Genomic DNA, 14,096 nt, shown 5'->3' with positions numbered 1-14,096 from the left:
GCGATCGCTTAGCGTCATCGCCAGACAGGGAGGTGTTCATGGCTGCGGGGGAATACGACGTCATCGTGATCGGCGCCGGACCGGGCGGCTATGTCGCCGCGATCCGGGCGGCACAGCTGGGTCTCAAGGTCTGCGTCATCGAACGCGAGCACATGGGCGGCATCTGCCTGAACTGGGGCTGCATCCCGACCAAGGCGATGCTGCGCTCTTCCGAGATATTTCACCTGATGCACCGGGCCGGCGAGTTCGGCCTGTCCGCCGAAAAGATCGGCTTTGACCTTGATGCGGTCGTCAAACGCTCGCGCGGGGTGGCCAAACAGCTGAATTCCGGCGTCGGACACCTGCTGAAGAAAAACAAGGTGACCGTGATCATGGGCGAGGCGACGATTCCCGCGAAGCGTCAGGTCTCGGTCAAGACCGACAAGGGCACCGAAACCCTGAGCGCGCCCGACATCGTGCTGGCCACGGGGGCCCGGGCGCGGGAACTGCCGGGGCTGGAAGCGGATGGTGACCTGGTCTGGACCTACAAGCACGCGTTGGTGCCGCCGCGGATGCCGAAAAAACTGCTGGTCATCGGATCGGGCGCGATCGGGATCGAATTCGCCAGCTTTTTCAATACCCTGGGCGCACAGACAACCGTTGTCGAGGTCATGGACCACATCCTGCCTGTCGAGGATGCCGAGATCAGCGCCTTTGCGAGGAAGCAATTCGAGAAACAGGGCATGACGATCCTCGAAAAGGCGATGGTCAAGCGGCTGGAGCGCGGCAAGGGCACGGTCACCGCCCATATCGAAACGGGCGGGAAAAGCGAAAAGCACATGTTCGACACGGTGATTTCCGCCGTCGGCATCGTCGGAAACACCGAAGGGCTTGGTCTCGAGGCGCTTGGCGTGAAGGTCGAAAAGACCCACATCGTGACCGACCCGTATTGCCGCACCGGGATCGAAGGGCTCTACGCGATCGGCGACGTCGCGGGGGCGCCGTGGCTGGCACACAAGGCCAGCCACGAGGGCGTTATGGTCGCCGAGCTGATCGCCGGCGGGCATCCGCACGCGGTCGATCCCGACAGCATCGCCGGCTGCACCTATTGCCATCCCCAGATCGCCAGCGTCGGCATGACCGAGGCCGAGGCGAAGGCGCGGGGCCTTGACGTCAAGGTCGGGCGCTTTCCCTTCATCGGCAACGGCAAGGCCATCGCCCTCGGAGAACCCGAAGGTCTGGTCAAGACTGTCTTCGATGCGAAAACCGGCGCCTTGCTGGGGGCGCATATGGTGGGTGCCGAAGTGACGGAATTGATCCAGGGCTATGTCGTCGGACGCCAGCTCGAGACCACGGAACAGGACCTGATGAATGCCGTTTTTCCACACCCCACGCTGAGCGAGATGATGCACGAATCCGTGCTGGACGCCTGGGGTCGGGCAATCCATTTCTGAGCGGGCGGGTCAAATTTCTTTTGAGAAATTTGCAAATTCCGCACGCGGAATTTGTCTAGACGCGCTAGTCTGGGGGCATGAGCGACAACCGGACGGTGATGACGAACGCGTCGGTCCCGGCGTTTCTTGCAGCTGTTGCACCCGAACGGCGGCGTGACGATGCGCTGGCACTGGACGCGCTGTTCCGGCGCGTCACCGGCTGGCAACCGCGCATGTGGGGCCCGTCCATGGTGGGTTACGGCACGTATCGTTATCGCTATGACAGTGGCCGCGAAGGCGATTTCCTGGCCACCGGTTTTGCGCCGCGCAAGGCCAGTATGGTCGTCTATATCATGCCCGGGTATTCGGATTTCAGCGCGATCCTCGACCGGCTGGGGCCGCACAGACTGGGCAAGTCCTGCCTGTATCTGACCGCGTTGTCGCGGATCGACATGACGGTCCTGGGCAGGTTGATACGCGCCGGTCTGGACGATCTCGACCGGCGTTGGCCGGTGCGGCCAACCTGACGGCTGGGGTCAGAGGTTTTCGTTGTCCGAGCCCGGGGCAATCGGCTTGGGGGCCTCCTTGCCGGCTTTCTTGGCCTCGAGCGCCTCGCGGACATGATCGTTCAGAAACTTGCGTGCGCGGCGTTCGGCCAGCCGGATGCGGACGGCCGCGCGAAAGATCTCCTCGGACGAAGGAGAGGACGCGCCGAGGACGTTGGCCACATGTTCCGCCAGGTCTTCCTGATCCAGCGCGTCCATCGCCTTGATGACGTCCTGGGCAAGCTTGTCGGCAAGATCGTCGACAACGGACATGGTCGTTCCCTAGCGGCTGTTCTCGGTCAGACGGCGTTTGACATAGGTCGTGACGGTTCCGATCATCGTCTCCATATGCGGCTCTTCGAAGAAATGTCCGGCTCCCTCGATTTCCTCGTGCGTGATCGTGATGCCTTTCTGTTCGTGCAGCTTGTTCACCAGAGACCGGGTGTCGGCAGGCGGCGCCACCCGGTCGCCGGTGCCGTTGATGATCAGACCCGAGGACGGGCAGGGAGCGAGAAAGCTGAAGTCGTACATGTTCGCGGGAGGCGAGACCGAAACGAAGCCGGTGATCTCGGGACGCCGCATCAGAAGCTGCATGCCGATCCACGCACCGAAGCTGAACCCGGCCACCCAGCAATGCTTTGAATTCTGGTTCATCGACTGCAGGTAGTCGAGCGCCGAGGCGGCATCGCTCAACTCGCCCACGCCCTGGTCGTATTCGCCCTGGCTGCGGCCGACGCCGCGGAAATTGAACCGCAGCACGGTAAAGCCCATGTTGTAGAAGGCGTAGTGCAGGTTGTAGACGACCTTGTTGTTCATCGTCCCGCCGAACTGCGGATGCGGGTGCAGCACGATTGCGATTGGCGCGTCACGGTCCTTCTGCGGGTGGTATCGGCCTTCCAGGCGGCCTTCGGGTCCGGGAAAGATGACCTCGGGCATTGACGGGTCCCTTGTTGGGTGCGGCGCAATTCTTGACGAATTCGCTCAGCCACCTTAGAATTGTTCTAAAGCCCGGTCGGCCGGGTCTGACAGCAGATAGGCAATCCGCGGGGCAAGGTCAATTGCCCCGGGAGTGTCGTGTTGCAAGGGGGCGGCAGTGAAACTCAGCACCAAGGGACGCTATGCGATGGTGGCTTTGGCGGATATCGCCTTGCAGCCTGCCGAAAGCCTGGTCAGCCTGTCCGATATCGCCCGCAGGCAGGACATCTCGCTGCCCTATCTGGAACAGCTTTTCGTCAAGTTGCGCCGTGCGGGCCTGGTGGATTCGGTGCGCGGGCCCGGGGGCGGTTACCGGCTGGCGAAACCGGCGGATGCCATTCGGGTCGTCGACGTGCTGGGCGCGGTGGACGAAACGGTCGATGCCATGCATACCGGTGCGGGTGCGTCCGGCGGCGCATCCGGCAGCAAGGCGCAATCGCTGACCAACCGGCTGTGGATGAGCCTGTCGGCGAATGTCTATGTCTTTCTGCACCAGACGCGCCTTTCGGATATCGTCGAAAACACACTGGCGCCTTGTCCTGCGGTGCCGGCGCTCTTTTCGGTGGTGGACGATGAACGCTGACCCGATGCCGCGCATCGCATCCCGCCCGATCCTGTCGGGCAAGATGAAGCGGGCGAAACCGTGAGCGGGCGGATCTATCTGGACTGGAACGCGACCGCGCCGTTGCGCGCCGAGGCCCGCAACGCGATGATCGCGGCATTCGATGTGGTGGGAAACCCGTCGTCCGTTCATGCCGAGGGACGCGCTGCCAAGGCTTTGGTCGAAAAGGCGCGTGGGCAGGTGGCAGAGGCCTTCGGGGCGAATGGCGCAGATGTGGTGTTCGTTTCCGGCGCGACCGAGGCTGCGGCGCTGGCCTGCGCCGGGCGCGGTCTTGTCGGGGCAGATATCGAACATGATGCCGTTGCGGCCTGGATCGATGCGAATCTTCCCGTGGACCGCAACGGGGCCGTCACGGTCCGCGACCCCGGCGTAACGGCGTTGCAGGCGGCCAATTCCGAAACCGGCGTGGTGCAGGACTTGCCCCAGGGTCTGGCGGTGGTCGACGCGACACAGGCCTTCGGCAAGATCCCCGTGGCCTTCAACTGGATCGGTTGCCGGATTGCGCTCATCTCGGCGCACAAGATCGGCGGGCCCAAGGGCATCGGCGCGCTGGTGATGCGGCGCGGCACCGATCTGGCGGCACAAATTCGCGGAGGCGGGCAGGAAATGGGCCGGCGCAGCGGCACCGAGAACGTCGTCGGCATCGCCGGATTCGGCGCCGCGGCCGAGGCGGCAGCCCGCGACCTTGCCGCTGGTGCCTGGGACCGGGTTGCGGAACTTAGAAATATTCTAGAAAACACTCTTGAGACCGGCGCCCCATCGACTATTTTTGTCGGGAAAGGCGCAGTTCGATTGCCGAACACATCCTGCTTCGCCGCGCCTGGCTGGAAAGGCGAAACACAGGTGATGCAGATGGACCTGGCGGGATTTGCCGTTTCGGCGGGCTCGGCTTGTTCCAGCGGCAAGGTTCGGGCCAGCCGCGTGCTGCGCGCGATGGGATATGACGAGGCCACCGCCTCGAGCGCGATCCGGGTCAGCCTGGGGCCGCAGAACACCGAAGCCGAAATCTCGCGGTTCTGCGAGACCTGGCTGAAGAAACACGAGAAGTTCCGCGCCCGCGCGGCGTGAAACGGGGAGAGCGAAATGAGTGCACCATACGAGGTCAAGGAAGGCGTCGAGCAGGAAACGGTCGATGCCGTCCGCGCCGTCAGCACCTACAAGCATGGCTGGAACACCGATATCGAGATGGAATACGCCCCCAAGGGGCTGACGCCGGATATCGTCAAACTCATCAGCGAAAAGAACGAGGAACCCCAGTGGATGACCGACTGGCGGTTGGCGGCCTATGACCGCTGGCTGCAGATGAAGGAACCGGACTGGGCGATGGTCGACTACCCCGAGATCGACTTCCAGGACCAGTATTACTATGCCCGCCCGAAAAGCATGGCTGAAAAGCCGAAATCGCTGGACGATGTCGACCCCAAGCTGCTGGAGACCTACAAGAAGCTCGGCATCCCGCTGAAGGAGCAGATGATCCTGGCCGGCGTCGAAGGCGCGGGCGAAGCGGCGGTCGAGGGCCGGGTGGGCGGTGGCACCGAGACCCGAAAGGTGGCGGTGGACGCGGTCTTCGACAGCGTCAGCGTCGGAACGACCTTTCAGGCCGAACTGAAGAAGGCCGGCGTGATCTTCTGCTCGATTTCCGAAGCGATCCGGGAACATCCCGACCTGGTCAAGAAATACCTCGGATCGGTCGTGCCGGTCTCGGACAACTTCTATGCCACGCTCAACAGCGCGGTCTTCTCGGACGGTTCGTTCGTCTACGTGCCGCCCGGCGTGCGCTGTCCGATGGAGCTGTCGACCTATTTCCGCATCAACGCCGAGAATACCGGCCAGTTCGAACGCACGCTGATCATCGCCGACAAGGGCAGCTACGTGAGCTATCTCGAAGGCTGCACCGCGCCGCAGCGTGACACCGCGCAGCTGCACGCCGCCGTTGTCGAGATCGTGATCGAGGAAGACGCCGAGGTGAAATATTCCACCGTGCAGAACTGGTATCCCGGCGACGAGAACGGCAAGGGCGGGATCTACAATTTCGTCACCAAGCGCGCCGATTGCCGCGGCGCGCGGGCCAAGGTGATGTGGACGCAGGTGGAAACCGGATCGTCGGTGACGTGGAAATACCCGTCCTGCATCCTGCGCGGCGACGACAGCCAGGGCGAGTTCTATTCGATCGCCATCACCAACAACATGCAGCAGGCCGATACCGGCACCAAGATGGTGCACCTGGGCAAGAACACCAAATCGCGCATCGTGTCCAAGGGCATCAGTGCGGGCCGCGCACAGAACACCTATCGCGGCCTCGTATCGATGCATCCCAAGGCCAAGAACAGCCGCAACTACACGCAATGCGACAGCCTGCTGATCGGCGACAAATGCGGGGCCCACACGGTTCCCTATATCGAGGTCAAGAACAACTCGTCGCGCTGCGAGCACGAGGCGACGACGTCCAAGGTGGACGACGATCAGCTGTTCTACTGCCGCCAGCGCGGCATGGACGAAGAAGAGGCGGTGGCACTGGTCGTCAACGGCTTCTGCCGCGAGGTGCTGCAGGCGCTGCCGATGGAGTTCGCGATGGAAGCGCAACAGCTGGTCGCGATCTCGCTCGAGGGCAGCGTGGGCTGAGGCCATGGTCGGCAACGCGACAGAAGAAGGCCTGCTGACACAGCTGCGCTATCCCGGGCATGCCGATCCGGCCCGCTTTGCCGGGCTGGGTGGATCGGCTGTAGCCGTGGTTGTCACGCTGCTGTCGTGGCAGGCACATGGTGCTGTCGCATTGGCCCAGGGCGCCATCGCCGGGTTTGCCATCGGCGTGGTGCTGTACCGCATCCTGGCGCGTTGTGCTCTGGAACGCGAAGCGGCCGCGATGCAGGCCCGTCGCGATGAAGAAGAGGCCGAGGCACGCAAGCAGATCGCCGCGGCGAAGAAAGGCTGAAACGATGCGCAGCGTGATGTCTATGCTGCCCTATGCGCTGCCGATCCTCGGCGGGTTGCTGGGTGTCGTTTATGTCAACATGAACCGGTCCGATTTCATCAACCCGTTCTTCGCCATCGCGATCGGGGTGATCGTCGGTCGGCTTGTCGCCTGGGCGATCCAGGGGATCGCGGGAAGGTCGCGCTGATGCTGGCGCAGCTGCTGCACGAAACAGCGGGTGTCGGCCTTGGCGTTTTTGCCGGTGCGCTGCTGGGCTTCGGCATCCGCGCGCGGTCGGGCAAGACCGAGGGACTGGTGCGCGGTTCGGTCTTTTTCACCGCCGTGCTGGCCGGGATGGTGGCCTGGGTGGCGATGGCGGCGATCCGGGGAATGATCGGATGATCGGCTGGACGATCCTGCTGACCGCGGCGTTGACCGGGCTCTTCTGCGCGGTCTTTGCGGTGGTCATCGACGCGGTGACAGACGCGCTGTCGATGGCAACGGTGATCGGGCTGGCCTTCCTGTCTGGCTTCTGCGGCAGCCTGTTTGCGCAGCTTGTGCTGAGGAGGACGTGATGACACCGGTGGTGACCCTGGCCGGTTCTCCGGCCTTTCCCGTGCAGGGCGGCGACGGCAGCAGGTGTCCGGTTCGGGTCTCGATCGGGCCGAGGTTCGAGCCGTTGCGGCCTGCGCTGGTCGCAGGGTGTTGCCATTGGCAAAACGAAACGTGAGCTTTGACGCGTAACGCATTGGAGAAACTATGATCCTGACGACAACCAATTCGGTCGAAGGCAAGCGCATCACCGCCTATCGCGGCATCGTGGTGGGCGAGGCGATCATGGGTGCCAACGTGTTCCGAGATTTGTTCGCGGGTATCACGGACATCATCGGCGGACGCTCCGGTGCCTACGAATCCAAGTTGCAGGATGCCCGCGACACGGCCTTGCGCGAATTGGAACAGCGGGCCAACGCGGTGGGTGCAAACGCGGTCGTGGGGATCGACCTCGACTACGAGGTGGTGGGCGATTCGATGCTGATGGTGTCCGCCTCGGGCACGGCGGTGACGGTCGAGTGAGCGGAACCGCAACCATATCCCGGCCCGAGCTGACCATGCCCGAGCCCGAGGCCGCCGTTCTGCGCGCGGCCTACGCGCGCGCGGACGTGATCCTCGAATACGGGTCGGGCGGGTCGACCGTGATGGCGGCCGAAATGCCCGACAAGACGGTGTTTTCGGTCGAATCGGACAGGGACTGGGCGCAAATGATGCGCGGCTGGTTCGCCGACAATCCGCCTGCTGCCGGGACGGAGATCGACATCGTCTGGTCAGACATCGGCCCGACCAAGGATTGGGGTCATCCGGAGACCGACGCGGAATGGCGACGCTACGCGCGGTATCCGCTCGAAATCTGGGATCTGCGCGAATTCCGCCAGCCCGATGTCGTTCTGGTCGACGGCCGGTTCCGGCAGGGCTGCGCGCTGGCGACCGCGTTCCGCACGCGCAAGCCGGTCGATCTGTTCTTCGACGACTATACCAACCGCGATCATTACCACGTGGTCGAGGATTACCTCGGCCCGCCCGAGATCACCGGGCGCATGGCGCAGTTCCGCGTCGCGCCCCAGCCCATTCCGCCCGAGCGTCTTCTTCAGGTGGTCAAACTCATGTCGCGGCCCTGATCCGCACCAGGAAAGAACGAGGAAATCATGCTGGAAATCAAGAACCTGCACGTCAAGCTTGAAGAAGAGGACAAGCAGATCCTGAAAGGCGTCGACCTCGCCGTCGAGGCCGGATCGGTCCATGCGATCATGGGGCCGAACGGGTCGGGCAAGTCGACCTTGTCCTATGTCCTGTCCGGCCGTGACGGCTATGAGGTGACCGAAGGCGAAGCGACGCTGGAGGGCGAAGACATCCTGGACATGGAGCCCGAGGAGCGCGCCGCCGCCGGCCTTTTCCTGGCCTTCCAGTACCCGGTGGAAATCCCCGGTGTCGGCAACATGACCTTTCTGCGCACCGCCGTGAACGCGCAGCGCAAGGCCCGCGGCGAGGATGAAATGTCTTCGACCGAGTTCCTCAAGGTCATCCGCGAAAAGGCCAAGGCGCTGAACATCGACGCCGACATGCTCAAGCGCCCGGTCAATGTGGGCTTTTCCGGCGGCGAGAAGAAGCGCAACGAGATCCTTCAGATGGCGATGCTGGAACCCAAGATGTGCATCCTCGACGAAACCGACTCGGGTCTGGACGTGGACGCGATGAAGCTGGTGGCCGATGGCGTGAACGCGCTGCGCGATGCCGGGCGGTCCTTTCTGGTCATCACCCACTATCAGCGGCTTCTGGACCACATCAAACCGGACGTGGTGCATATCATGGCCGATGGCCGTATCATCAAGACGGGCGGACCTGAACTGGCGCTCGAGGTCGAAACCCAGGGCTATGCCCATCTTCTGGGGGAGGACGCGTGATGGCGCAGAGCCAGCTCAAGCAGACCGCAACCCAGGAGCGGATCGCCGCGCTGGCGCTTCCGAAGGGCGGTTGGTCCGATCCGGCGCGCCGCGACGCGCTGGCCCGGCTGCGCGCCATGGGCCTGCCCGACCGGCGGGACGAATACTGGAAATACACCAACCCCAAATCGCTGGTGCAGCCCGAGGCGCCGCGCGCAGCCTTGTTCGATCCGCAGGAAAAACCGGTCTACGACGGGATGGACCGGCTGAAGATCGTGTTCGTGGACGGGGTGTTCGACCCTGACGCCTCGGACGATCTGGCGCTGGAGGGCGTGCGGATCGACCGGCTGGCCGATGCGCCCGACCTACACTGGGCGCGCGACATCTATGGTGTGCTGGAAACCCGCGGGCAGGACCCGGTGCAGCGGCCGCTGGCGGCGCTGAACACGGCCTTTGCGACCGATGGTGTGCTGATCCATGTCACACGCTCTCCGTCCAAGCCGATCAACCTGATTTACCACCATAAATCAGACAGTTCCGATGCCATCCTCCATCACGTGGTCAAGCTGGACGCCGGGGTCGAACTGACCATCCTGGAAAACGGCCCGGCAGCGGCCCGCTTCAACAAGTGCCTCGAGGCCGAGATCGCGGATGGCGCCAAGCTGCATCATGTCCGAACCCAGGGGCGCGATCACGAACGCCGTGCCGCTTCGGCGATGTTCGCGCGGCTGGGTACCGAGTCTGTCTTCAAGTCGTTCACGCTGACCGTGAACGGAGTTCTGACCCGCAACGAAGTGGTCATCGAACTGACCGGCGACGACGCGGTGGCGCATGTGGCCGGTGCTTGCCTGGGCGATGGTGATTTCCACCACGATGACACGGTTTTCGTCACGCATGACGCGGTGAATTGTGAAAGCCGCCAGGTGTTCAAGAAGGTTCTGCGCAACGGCGCCGTGGGCGTGTTCCAGGGCAAGATCCTGGTCAAGGAAGGCGCGCAGAAGACCGACGGCTACCAGATCAGCCAATCGCTGCTCCTGGACGAAGACAGCCAGTTTCTGGCCAAGCCCGAACTGGAAATCTACGCCGATGACGTCGCCTGCTCGCACGGATCGACCTCTGGTGCGATCGACGAGGACAGCCTGTTCTACCTGCGCGCCCGGGGCATCCCGCGCGGCGTTGCCGAAGACCTCATGGTGATCGCCTTCATTGCCGAAGCGGTGCAGGAAATCGAGGACGAGGCGCTGCAGCATGAAATCGTCGGCCGGGTCGAGGCCTGGCTGTCGCGGCACCGCCACGCCTGATGCCCGTCGCGCGCGACATAGCGGCCAGCTATCTTGGGCCGGGCGCGGTGGTGGGGGCCAAGCTTGCACGCGGCCCGCGCGAGGACCGGTCGCTGGCGTTCCTGATGGGTGCCTGCGCGCTGATCTTCGTCGCGCAATGGCCGCGGTTGGCGCGCGAAGCGCATCTTGCCGACAGCGATCTGAACGCGGCGTTGGGCGGGGCCTTGATGGGCTGGATTTTCGTGGCGCCGCTGTTCTTCTACGCGCTTGCCGCGGCCAGCCAGATCGTGCTGCACCTGCTGGGGCGGCGCATCGACGGCGCCGCGGCGCGCCTGGCGCTGTTCTGGGCGCTGCTGGCCTCGGCGCCGATGGCGTTGCTGAACGGGCTGGCGGCCGGGTTCATCGGCCCCGGCCCGGCGCTGAACCTGACCGGCCTGGTCTGGCTGGGCGTTTTCGTCTGGTTCTGGCTGGCCGGATTGCGCGCCGCGCGTATAAGGGAGCAGGCCGCATGACGTTGTCCGAGTTCCGCCCCCTCGTCCTGCTCAGCGTGACCGATCCGAAAGAAACCGCGCGCCGGATCGTCACCTTGAACCTGCCGCCCAACGCGCTTGTGACGGCTTTCCTGCTGGTGCTGGTTCTGAACACCCTGGTATTCCAGCTGGGTCAGATCGTGGCCCCCACGCCGGTGCCGCGGGAACTGGCCATGGTTGTCGGCAATCCCGGCGCCTTCATCGCCCTGCTGGGCGCGTCGATGGCCGCGATGGCGTTGGCGCTCACCTGGACCGGCCAGATGATGGGCGGGGCCGGGCGGTTGAGCGACCTTGCGGCGCTGATCGTCTGGTTGCAGGCCTTGCGGGTGCTGGCGCAGGCCGGTCTTCTGGTGATCATCCCGGTTTCCGCGGTTCTGGGCGGCGTGGCACTGATGGCCATCTCCGCGCTCGGTATCTGGATCGCCATCAATTTCGTCGACGCCGCCCACGCGTTCAACAACCTGTTCAAATCCGCTTTCGTGCTGATCTTCGGCGCCCTCGGCATGGCCATCGCGGTCACGATCGTTCTGGCGCTGCTCGGGATCGCACCCAATGGAATGCCTGCCAATGTATGACGTCCACGCCATCCGCCGCGACTTTCCAATCCTCTCGCGCGAGGTGAACGGCAAGCCGCTGGTCTATCTCGACAACGGCGCCTCGGCGCAAAAACCCCAGGTCGTCATCGACGCGGTCACGCGCGCCTATTCCGAGGAATACTCCAACGTCCACCGTGGCCTGCACTTCCTGTCCAACCTCGCTACCGAGAAATACGAGGCCGTGCGCGGCACCATCGCGCGGTTCCTCGGCGCTCCGGACGAAGAAGAGATCGTCTTCACCTCGGGCACGACCGAAGCGATCAACCTGGTCGCCTATGGCTGGGCGATGCCGCGCATGCAGGAAGGCGACGAGATCGTCCTGTCGGTGATGGAGCATCACGCCAATATCGTGCCCTGGCATTTCCTGCGCGAACGCCAGGGGGTGAAACTGGTCTGGGTCGACGTGGACGAGACCGGCGCGCTGGACCCCGAAAAGATCCTCGCGGCAGTTACCCCGCGCACCAAGCTTGTCGCCGTGACGCATATGTCGAACGTCCTGGGCACTGTGGTCGACGTCAAGGCCATCTGCGAGGGTGCCCGCGCCCAGGGCGTGCCGGTGCTGGTCGACGGCAGCCAGGCCGCGGTGCACATGCCGGTGAACGTCGCCGATCTGGGCTGCGATTTCTATGCCATCACCGGCCACAAGCTTTATGGTCCGTCCGGATCGGGTGCGATCTTCATTCGCCGCGAACGCATGGACGAGATGCGACCCTTCATGGGCGGCGGCGACATGATCCGCGAGGTCCACAAGGACGAGATCACCTGGAACGATCCGCCGATGAAGTTCGAGGCCGGAACGCCGGGTATCGTCCAGACCATCGGCCTGGGCGTGGCGCTGGATTACATGATGGGGCTGGGGATGGAAAACATCGCCGCCCACGAGGCATCGCTGCGCGACTACGCGCGGACCAGACTGGACGGACTCAACTGGCTGCAGGTGCAGGGCACGGCACGAAACAAGGGCGCGATCTTTTCCTTCACGCTGGACGGGGCGGCCCATGCCCATGACATCTCGACCATTCTCGACAAGAAGGGCGTCGCGGTGCGCGCCGGGCATCATTGCGCGGGGCCTTTGATGGATCATCTCGGTCTGTCGGCGACCTGCCGCGCCTCCTTCGGGCTCTACAACACGACCGACGAGGTCGATGTGCTGGTCGAAGCGCTGGAACTGGCGCATGAACTGTTCGCCTGATCGCAGGTGCGGCACGGGTCAGTCCACCGCGCCGACCAGCCGGTCGATCGGTGCGTAGTCGTCGGTCAGGACGATCCCCTGCGCGGCAAGCCGATCAACGAATGCGTCTCCGAGAGCGGCGAATTCCGTAAGCTCCGGCGCGGGGACCGTAAAGCGCGGCACCTGCGTCTGTGCCGTGCCGGCCACGATCACCATGACCACCCGCGCACCAGGTTCGGGACGGCGCGCTTCGGTCCAGACCTCGACGACCGGGAACACCGTGCGCAGCGTGGCCACCAGGCTGCCCACGGCCTTTAGCCGGTCGGTATAGTCGATCACGTTCATCAGATAGCTGCCGCCAGGCGTCAGCCGAAGCCGCACCAGGTCGAAGAATTCCCGCGTCACCAGGTGCTGCGGTACGGCGGTGTCGGTAAAGGCGTCGCCGACGATCACGTCGTAGCGTTCGTCGCCACGGGCCAGCGCCATGCGCGCATCCTGGTGCAGGATGTCGGCCTTTGCCGGGTCGAACCAGAACGCCGATGCTGCCAGTGCCGTCACCGCCGGATCAATCTCGGCCACCGTGATCCGCGTCAGCCCGCGATCGGCGAAAGCCCTGGGCAGGGCGTAGTTGCCGCCGCCTATGAAAAAGCTCGAAAAGTCGGCAACAGGGGCGCGCCGCTGCGACAGCCCGTCCAGCATCGCGGCATGTTGGGTGAAATGCACCTGCGGCAGGTCGCGTGCCGAGATGCCGTGAACAAGATGGTCCAGGACCATCGCGCGCACCGGACGTTCAGGATCGGCCGAGACGTCCGAAACGGTCAGGCAGAAATAGCGGCTTTCGACGGTGCAGGGCCCCGGGGCGGTGACACTCTGTATGGCCAGCGCTGCGATGGCGATGGTCGCGGCTCCCGGCCATGTCGGTTGCGCGCGCGCCAGCCACAGGCACAGCAAGGCGCCCGCGCCATAGACCGCCGTCACCACTGCCAGCGTCAGCGCGCTGCCCAGCCACGCGATGAAGACGAACCCCGCCAGCAAGGTGCCCGCGATCGCGCCCACCGCGCCCGAGGCGAACATCGCGCCCAGGGCCCGGCCCGGCCGGGTGCCGCTGTCCAGCGCGACCTTGGTCAGAACCGGGGCGGGTATGCCGGCAAAGAAGGATGGCAGGAAGAACGCCGCCAGTGTCAGCCCGGTGATGCCCCAGACCGGATGCGGCGCGCCGTCCAGCACCGGTCCGGATGCAAGCCGAAGCGCCTGTCCGGCCAGTGCCGTGGTCAGCGCCGCCCCGAACAGGGCCCATCCGGTCGCGCGCAACGCCCGCGCCGACGGCCGTTCGGCCAGGATGCCTCCGGCCCAATGGCCGACGGAAAACCCCGCCAGAACGACCGCGATCACCGCCGTCCAGGTATAAAGCGACATGCCCACATAGGGCGCCAGCATGCGACCCGCCACGATTTCGACCACCAGCGATGCCGCCGAAACGACAGCTTGCAGCGCAACGAACAACCAGAGAGGCGAGAGGCGTGTCACGACGTTTTCCCGTTGCGAACCAATCGCGACATGTTGCGACCGGCGCCCCTGATGGCAAGAGGATTTGCGATTGCGGCGCCGGTCGGATTGGC

At 64.5% G+C, this 14,096-nt stretch carries 19 protein-coding genes; 16 read left to right on the top strand and 3 right to left on the bottom strand.

Features of this window, described 5'->3' with window-relative positions; all coding sequences use genetic code 11:
* The first annotated feature begins 38 nt into the window (after positions 1 to 38).
* Positions 39 to 1,433, top strand: coding sequence for a dihydrolipoyl dehydrogenase (gene lpdA, locus KUH32_RS15725; protein ID WP_217779545.1), 1,395 nt, complete (start codon positions 39 to 41; stop codon positions 1,431 to 1,433).
* A gap of 77 nt (positions 1,434 to 1,510) precedes the next feature.
* The gene (locus tag KUH32_RS15720) at positions 1,511 to 1,939 is read left to right on the top strand and encodes a DUF1801 domain-containing protein (protein ID WP_217779544.1); all 429 of its coding nucleotides are present in this window, start codon (positions 1,511 to 1,513) and stop codon (positions 1,937 to 1,939) included.
* 9 nt (positions 1,940 to 1,948) lie between these two features.
* On the opposite strand, the gene KUH32_RS15715 is transcribed toward KUH32_RS15720, so the two are convergent.
* Both KUH32_RS15715 and KUH32_RS15710 read right to left on the bottom strand, forming a co-directional pair.
* Positions 1,949 to 2,230: a hypothetical protein gene (locus tag KUH32_RS15715; RefSeq protein ID WP_217779543.1), complete on the bottom strand. Its 282-nt coding sequence runs from the start codon at positions 2,228 to 2,230 to the stop codon at positions 1,949 to 1,951.
* A gap of 9 nt (positions 2,231 to 2,239) precedes the next feature.
* Positions 2,240 to 2,893, bottom strand: coding sequence for an alpha/beta hydrolase (locus tag KUH32_RS15710; protein ID WP_217779542.1), 654 nt, complete (start codon positions 2,891 to 2,893; stop codon positions 2,240 to 2,242).
* Positions 2,894 to 3,050: 157 nt separating this feature from the next.
* On the opposite strand from KUH32_RS15710, the gene iscR reads away from it, so the two are divergent.
* The 14 genes from iscR (at position 3,051) to KUH32_RS15640 (ending at position 12,498) form a co-directional block, all read left to right on the top strand.
* On the top strand, positions 3,051 to 3,515 hold the full coding sequence (gene iscR, locus KUH32_RS15705) for a Fe-S cluster assembly transcriptional regulator IscR (RefSeq protein ID WP_217779541.1): 465 nt from the start codon (positions 3,051 to 3,053) through the stop codon (positions 3,513 to 3,515).
* Between the two features lie 60 nt (positions 3,516 to 3,575).
* On the top strand, positions 3,576 to 4,622 hold the full coding sequence (locus KUH32_RS15700) for a cysteine desulfurase family protein (RefSeq protein WP_217779540.1): 1,047 nt from the start codon (positions 3,576 to 3,578) through the stop codon (positions 4,620 to 4,622).
* A gap of 15 nt (positions 4,623 to 4,637) precedes the next feature.
* Positions 4,638 to 6,176 carry a Fe-S cluster assembly protein SufB gene (sufB, locus tag KUH32_RS15695; protein WP_217779539.1) on the top strand — a complete coding sequence of 513 codons (1,539 nt, stop codon included), beginning with the start codon at positions 4,638 to 4,640 and terminating at the stop codon, positions 6,174 to 6,176.
* Positions 6,177 to 6,180: 4 nt separating this feature from the next.
* Positions 6,181 to 6,486, top strand: coding sequence for a hypothetical protein (locus KUH32_RS15690; RefSeq protein WP_217779538.1), 306 nt, complete (start codon positions 6,181 to 6,183; stop codon positions 6,484 to 6,486).
* A gap of 4 nt (positions 6,487 to 6,490) precedes the next feature.
* Positions 6,491 to 6,673 carry a hypothetical protein gene (locus KUH32_RS15685; protein ID WP_217779537.1) on the top strand — a complete coding sequence of 61 codons (183 nt, stop codon included), beginning with the start codon at positions 6,491 to 6,493 and terminating at the stop codon, positions 6,671 to 6,673.
* Positions 6,673 to 6,867 (top strand): hypothetical protein, encoded by a 195-nt coding sequence (locus KUH32_RS15680; protein ID WP_217779536.1) that lies wholly within the window; start codon positions 6,673 to 6,675, stop codon positions 6,865 to 6,867. Before KUH32_RS15685 ends, KUH32_RS15680 begins: the two co-directional genes overlap by 1 nt.
* Entirely contained in the window at positions 6,864 to 7,040 is a 177-nt protein-coding gene (locus KUH32_RS15675; RefSeq protein WP_217779535.1) for a hypothetical protein, read from the top strand. Before KUH32_RS15680 ends, KUH32_RS15675 begins: the two co-directional genes overlap by 4 nt.
* A 184-nt stretch (positions 7,041 to 7,224) precedes the next feature.
* Positions 7,225 to 7,539, top strand: a complete 315-nt coding sequence (locus KUH32_RS15670; RefSeq protein WP_217779534.1) for a heavy metal-binding domain-containing protein — start codon at positions 7,225 to 7,227, stop codon at positions 7,537 to 7,539.
* On the top strand, positions 7,536 to 8,138 hold the full coding sequence (locus KUH32_RS15665) for a hypothetical protein (protein ID WP_348541128.1): 603 nt from the start codon (positions 7,536 to 7,538) through the stop codon (positions 8,136 to 8,138). Before KUH32_RS15670 ends, KUH32_RS15665 begins: the two co-directional genes overlap by 4 nt.
* Before the next feature lie 27 nt (positions 8,139 to 8,165).
* Positions 8,166 to 8,921, top strand: a complete 756-nt coding sequence (gene sufC / locus KUH32_RS15660) for a Fe-S cluster assembly ATPase SufC (RefSeq protein WP_217779533.1) — start codon at positions 8,166 to 8,168, stop codon at positions 8,919 to 8,921.
* The gene (locus KUH32_RS15655) at positions 8,921 to 10,201 is read left to right on the top strand and encodes a SufB/SufD family protein (protein ID WP_217779532.1); all 1,281 of its coding nucleotides are present in this window, start codon (positions 8,921 to 8,923) and stop codon (positions 10,199 to 10,201) included. Before sufC ends, KUH32_RS15655 begins: the two co-directional genes overlap by 1 nt.
* A complete protein-coding gene (locus KUH32_RS15650; RefSeq protein WP_217779531.1) occupies positions 10,201 to 10,692 on the top strand; it encodes a YIP1 family protein in 492 nt (163 codons plus the stop codon). The genes KUH32_RS15655 and KUH32_RS15650 overlap by 1 nt, the downstream gene beginning before the upstream one ends.
* A complete protein-coding gene (locus KUH32_RS15645) occupies positions 10,689 to 11,285 on the top strand; it encodes a YIP1 family protein (RefSeq protein ID WP_217779530.1) in 597 nt (198 codons plus the stop codon). The genes KUH32_RS15650 and KUH32_RS15645 overlap by 4 nt, the downstream gene beginning before the upstream one ends.
* The gene (locus KUH32_RS15640) at positions 11,278 to 12,498 is read left to right on the top strand and encodes a cysteine desulfurase (RefSeq protein WP_217779529.1); all 1,221 of its coding nucleotides are present in this window, start codon (positions 11,278 to 11,280) and stop codon (positions 12,496 to 12,498) included. Before KUH32_RS15645 ends, KUH32_RS15640 begins: the two co-directional genes overlap by 8 nt.
* An 18-nt stretch (positions 12,499 to 12,516) precedes the next feature.
* Here KUH32_RS15640 and KUH32_RS15635 read toward each other — a convergent pair whose 3' ends face one another.
* A complete protein-coding gene (locus KUH32_RS15635) occupies positions 12,517 to 14,004 on the bottom strand; it encodes a fused MFS/spermidine synthase (RefSeq protein WP_217779528.1) in 1,488 nt (495 codons plus the stop codon).
* Positions 14,005 to 14,096 lie beyond the last annotated feature (92 nt).

This window comes from Thalassococcus arenae (assembly GCF_019104745.1).
GTDB lineage: Bacteria > Pseudomonadota > Alphaproteobacteria > Rhodobacterales > Rhodobacteraceae > Thalassococcus_B > Thalassococcus_B arenae.
Note: the sequence above shows the minus strand (reverse complement) of the source record. Positions and strands in the feature narration are given on the sequence as shown.

Coding starts and splice junctions, on each gene's coding strand:
- lpdA (WP_217779545.1), top strand. CDS start 39: ATGGCTGCGGGGGAATACGACGTCATCGTGATCGGCGCCGGACCGGGC.
- KUH32_RS15720 (WP_217779544.1), top strand. CDS start 1,511: ATGAGCGACAACCGGACGGTGATGACGAACGCGTCGGTCCCGGCGTTT.
- KUH32_RS15715 (WP_217779543.1), bottom strand. CDS start 2,230: ATGTCCGTTGTCGACGATCTTGCCGACAAGCTTGCCCAGGACGTCATC.
- KUH32_RS15710 (WP_217779542.1), bottom strand. CDS start 2,893: ATGCCCGAGGTCATCTTTCCCGGACCCGAAGGCCGCCTGGAAGGCCGA.
- sufB (WP_217779539.1), top strand. CDS start 4,638: ATGAGTGCACCATACGAGGTCAAGGAAGGCGTCGAGCAGGAAACGGTC.
- KUH32_RS15690 (WP_217779538.1), top strand. CDS start 6,181: ATGGTCGGCAACGCGACAGAAGAAGGCCTGCTGACACAGCTGCGCTAT.
- KUH32_RS15685 (WP_217779537.1), top strand. CDS start 6,491: ATGCGCAGCGTGATGTCTATGCTGCCCTATGCGCTGCCGATCCTCGGC.
- KUH32_RS15680 (WP_217779536.1), top strand. CDS start 6,673: ATGCTGGCGCAGCTGCTGCACGAAACAGCGGGTGTCGGCCTTGGCGTT.
- KUH32_RS15675 (WP_217779535.1), top strand. CDS start 6,864: ATGATCGGCTGGACGATCCTGCTGACCGCGGCGTTGACCGGGCTCTTC.
- KUH32_RS15670 (WP_217779534.1), top strand. CDS start 7,225: ATGATCCTGACGACAACCAATTCGGTCGAAGGCAAGCGCATCACCGCC.
- sufC (WP_217779533.1), top strand. CDS start 8,166: ATGCTGGAAATCAAGAACCTGCACGTCAAGCTTGAAGAAGAGGACAAG.
- KUH32_RS15655 (WP_217779532.1), top strand. CDS start 8,921: ATGGCGCAGAGCCAGCTCAAGCAGACCGCAACCCAGGAGCGGATCGCC.
- KUH32_RS15650 (WP_217779531.1), top strand. CDS start 10,201: ATGCCCGTCGCGCGCGACATAGCGGCCAGCTATCTTGGGCCGGGCGCG.
- KUH32_RS15645 (WP_217779530.1), top strand. CDS start 10,689: ATGACGTTGTCCGAGTTCCGCCCCCTCGTCCTGCTCAGCGTGACCGAT.
- KUH32_RS15640 (WP_217779529.1), top strand. CDS start 11,278: ATGTATGACGTCCACGCCATCCGCCGCGACTTTCCAATCCTCTCGCGC.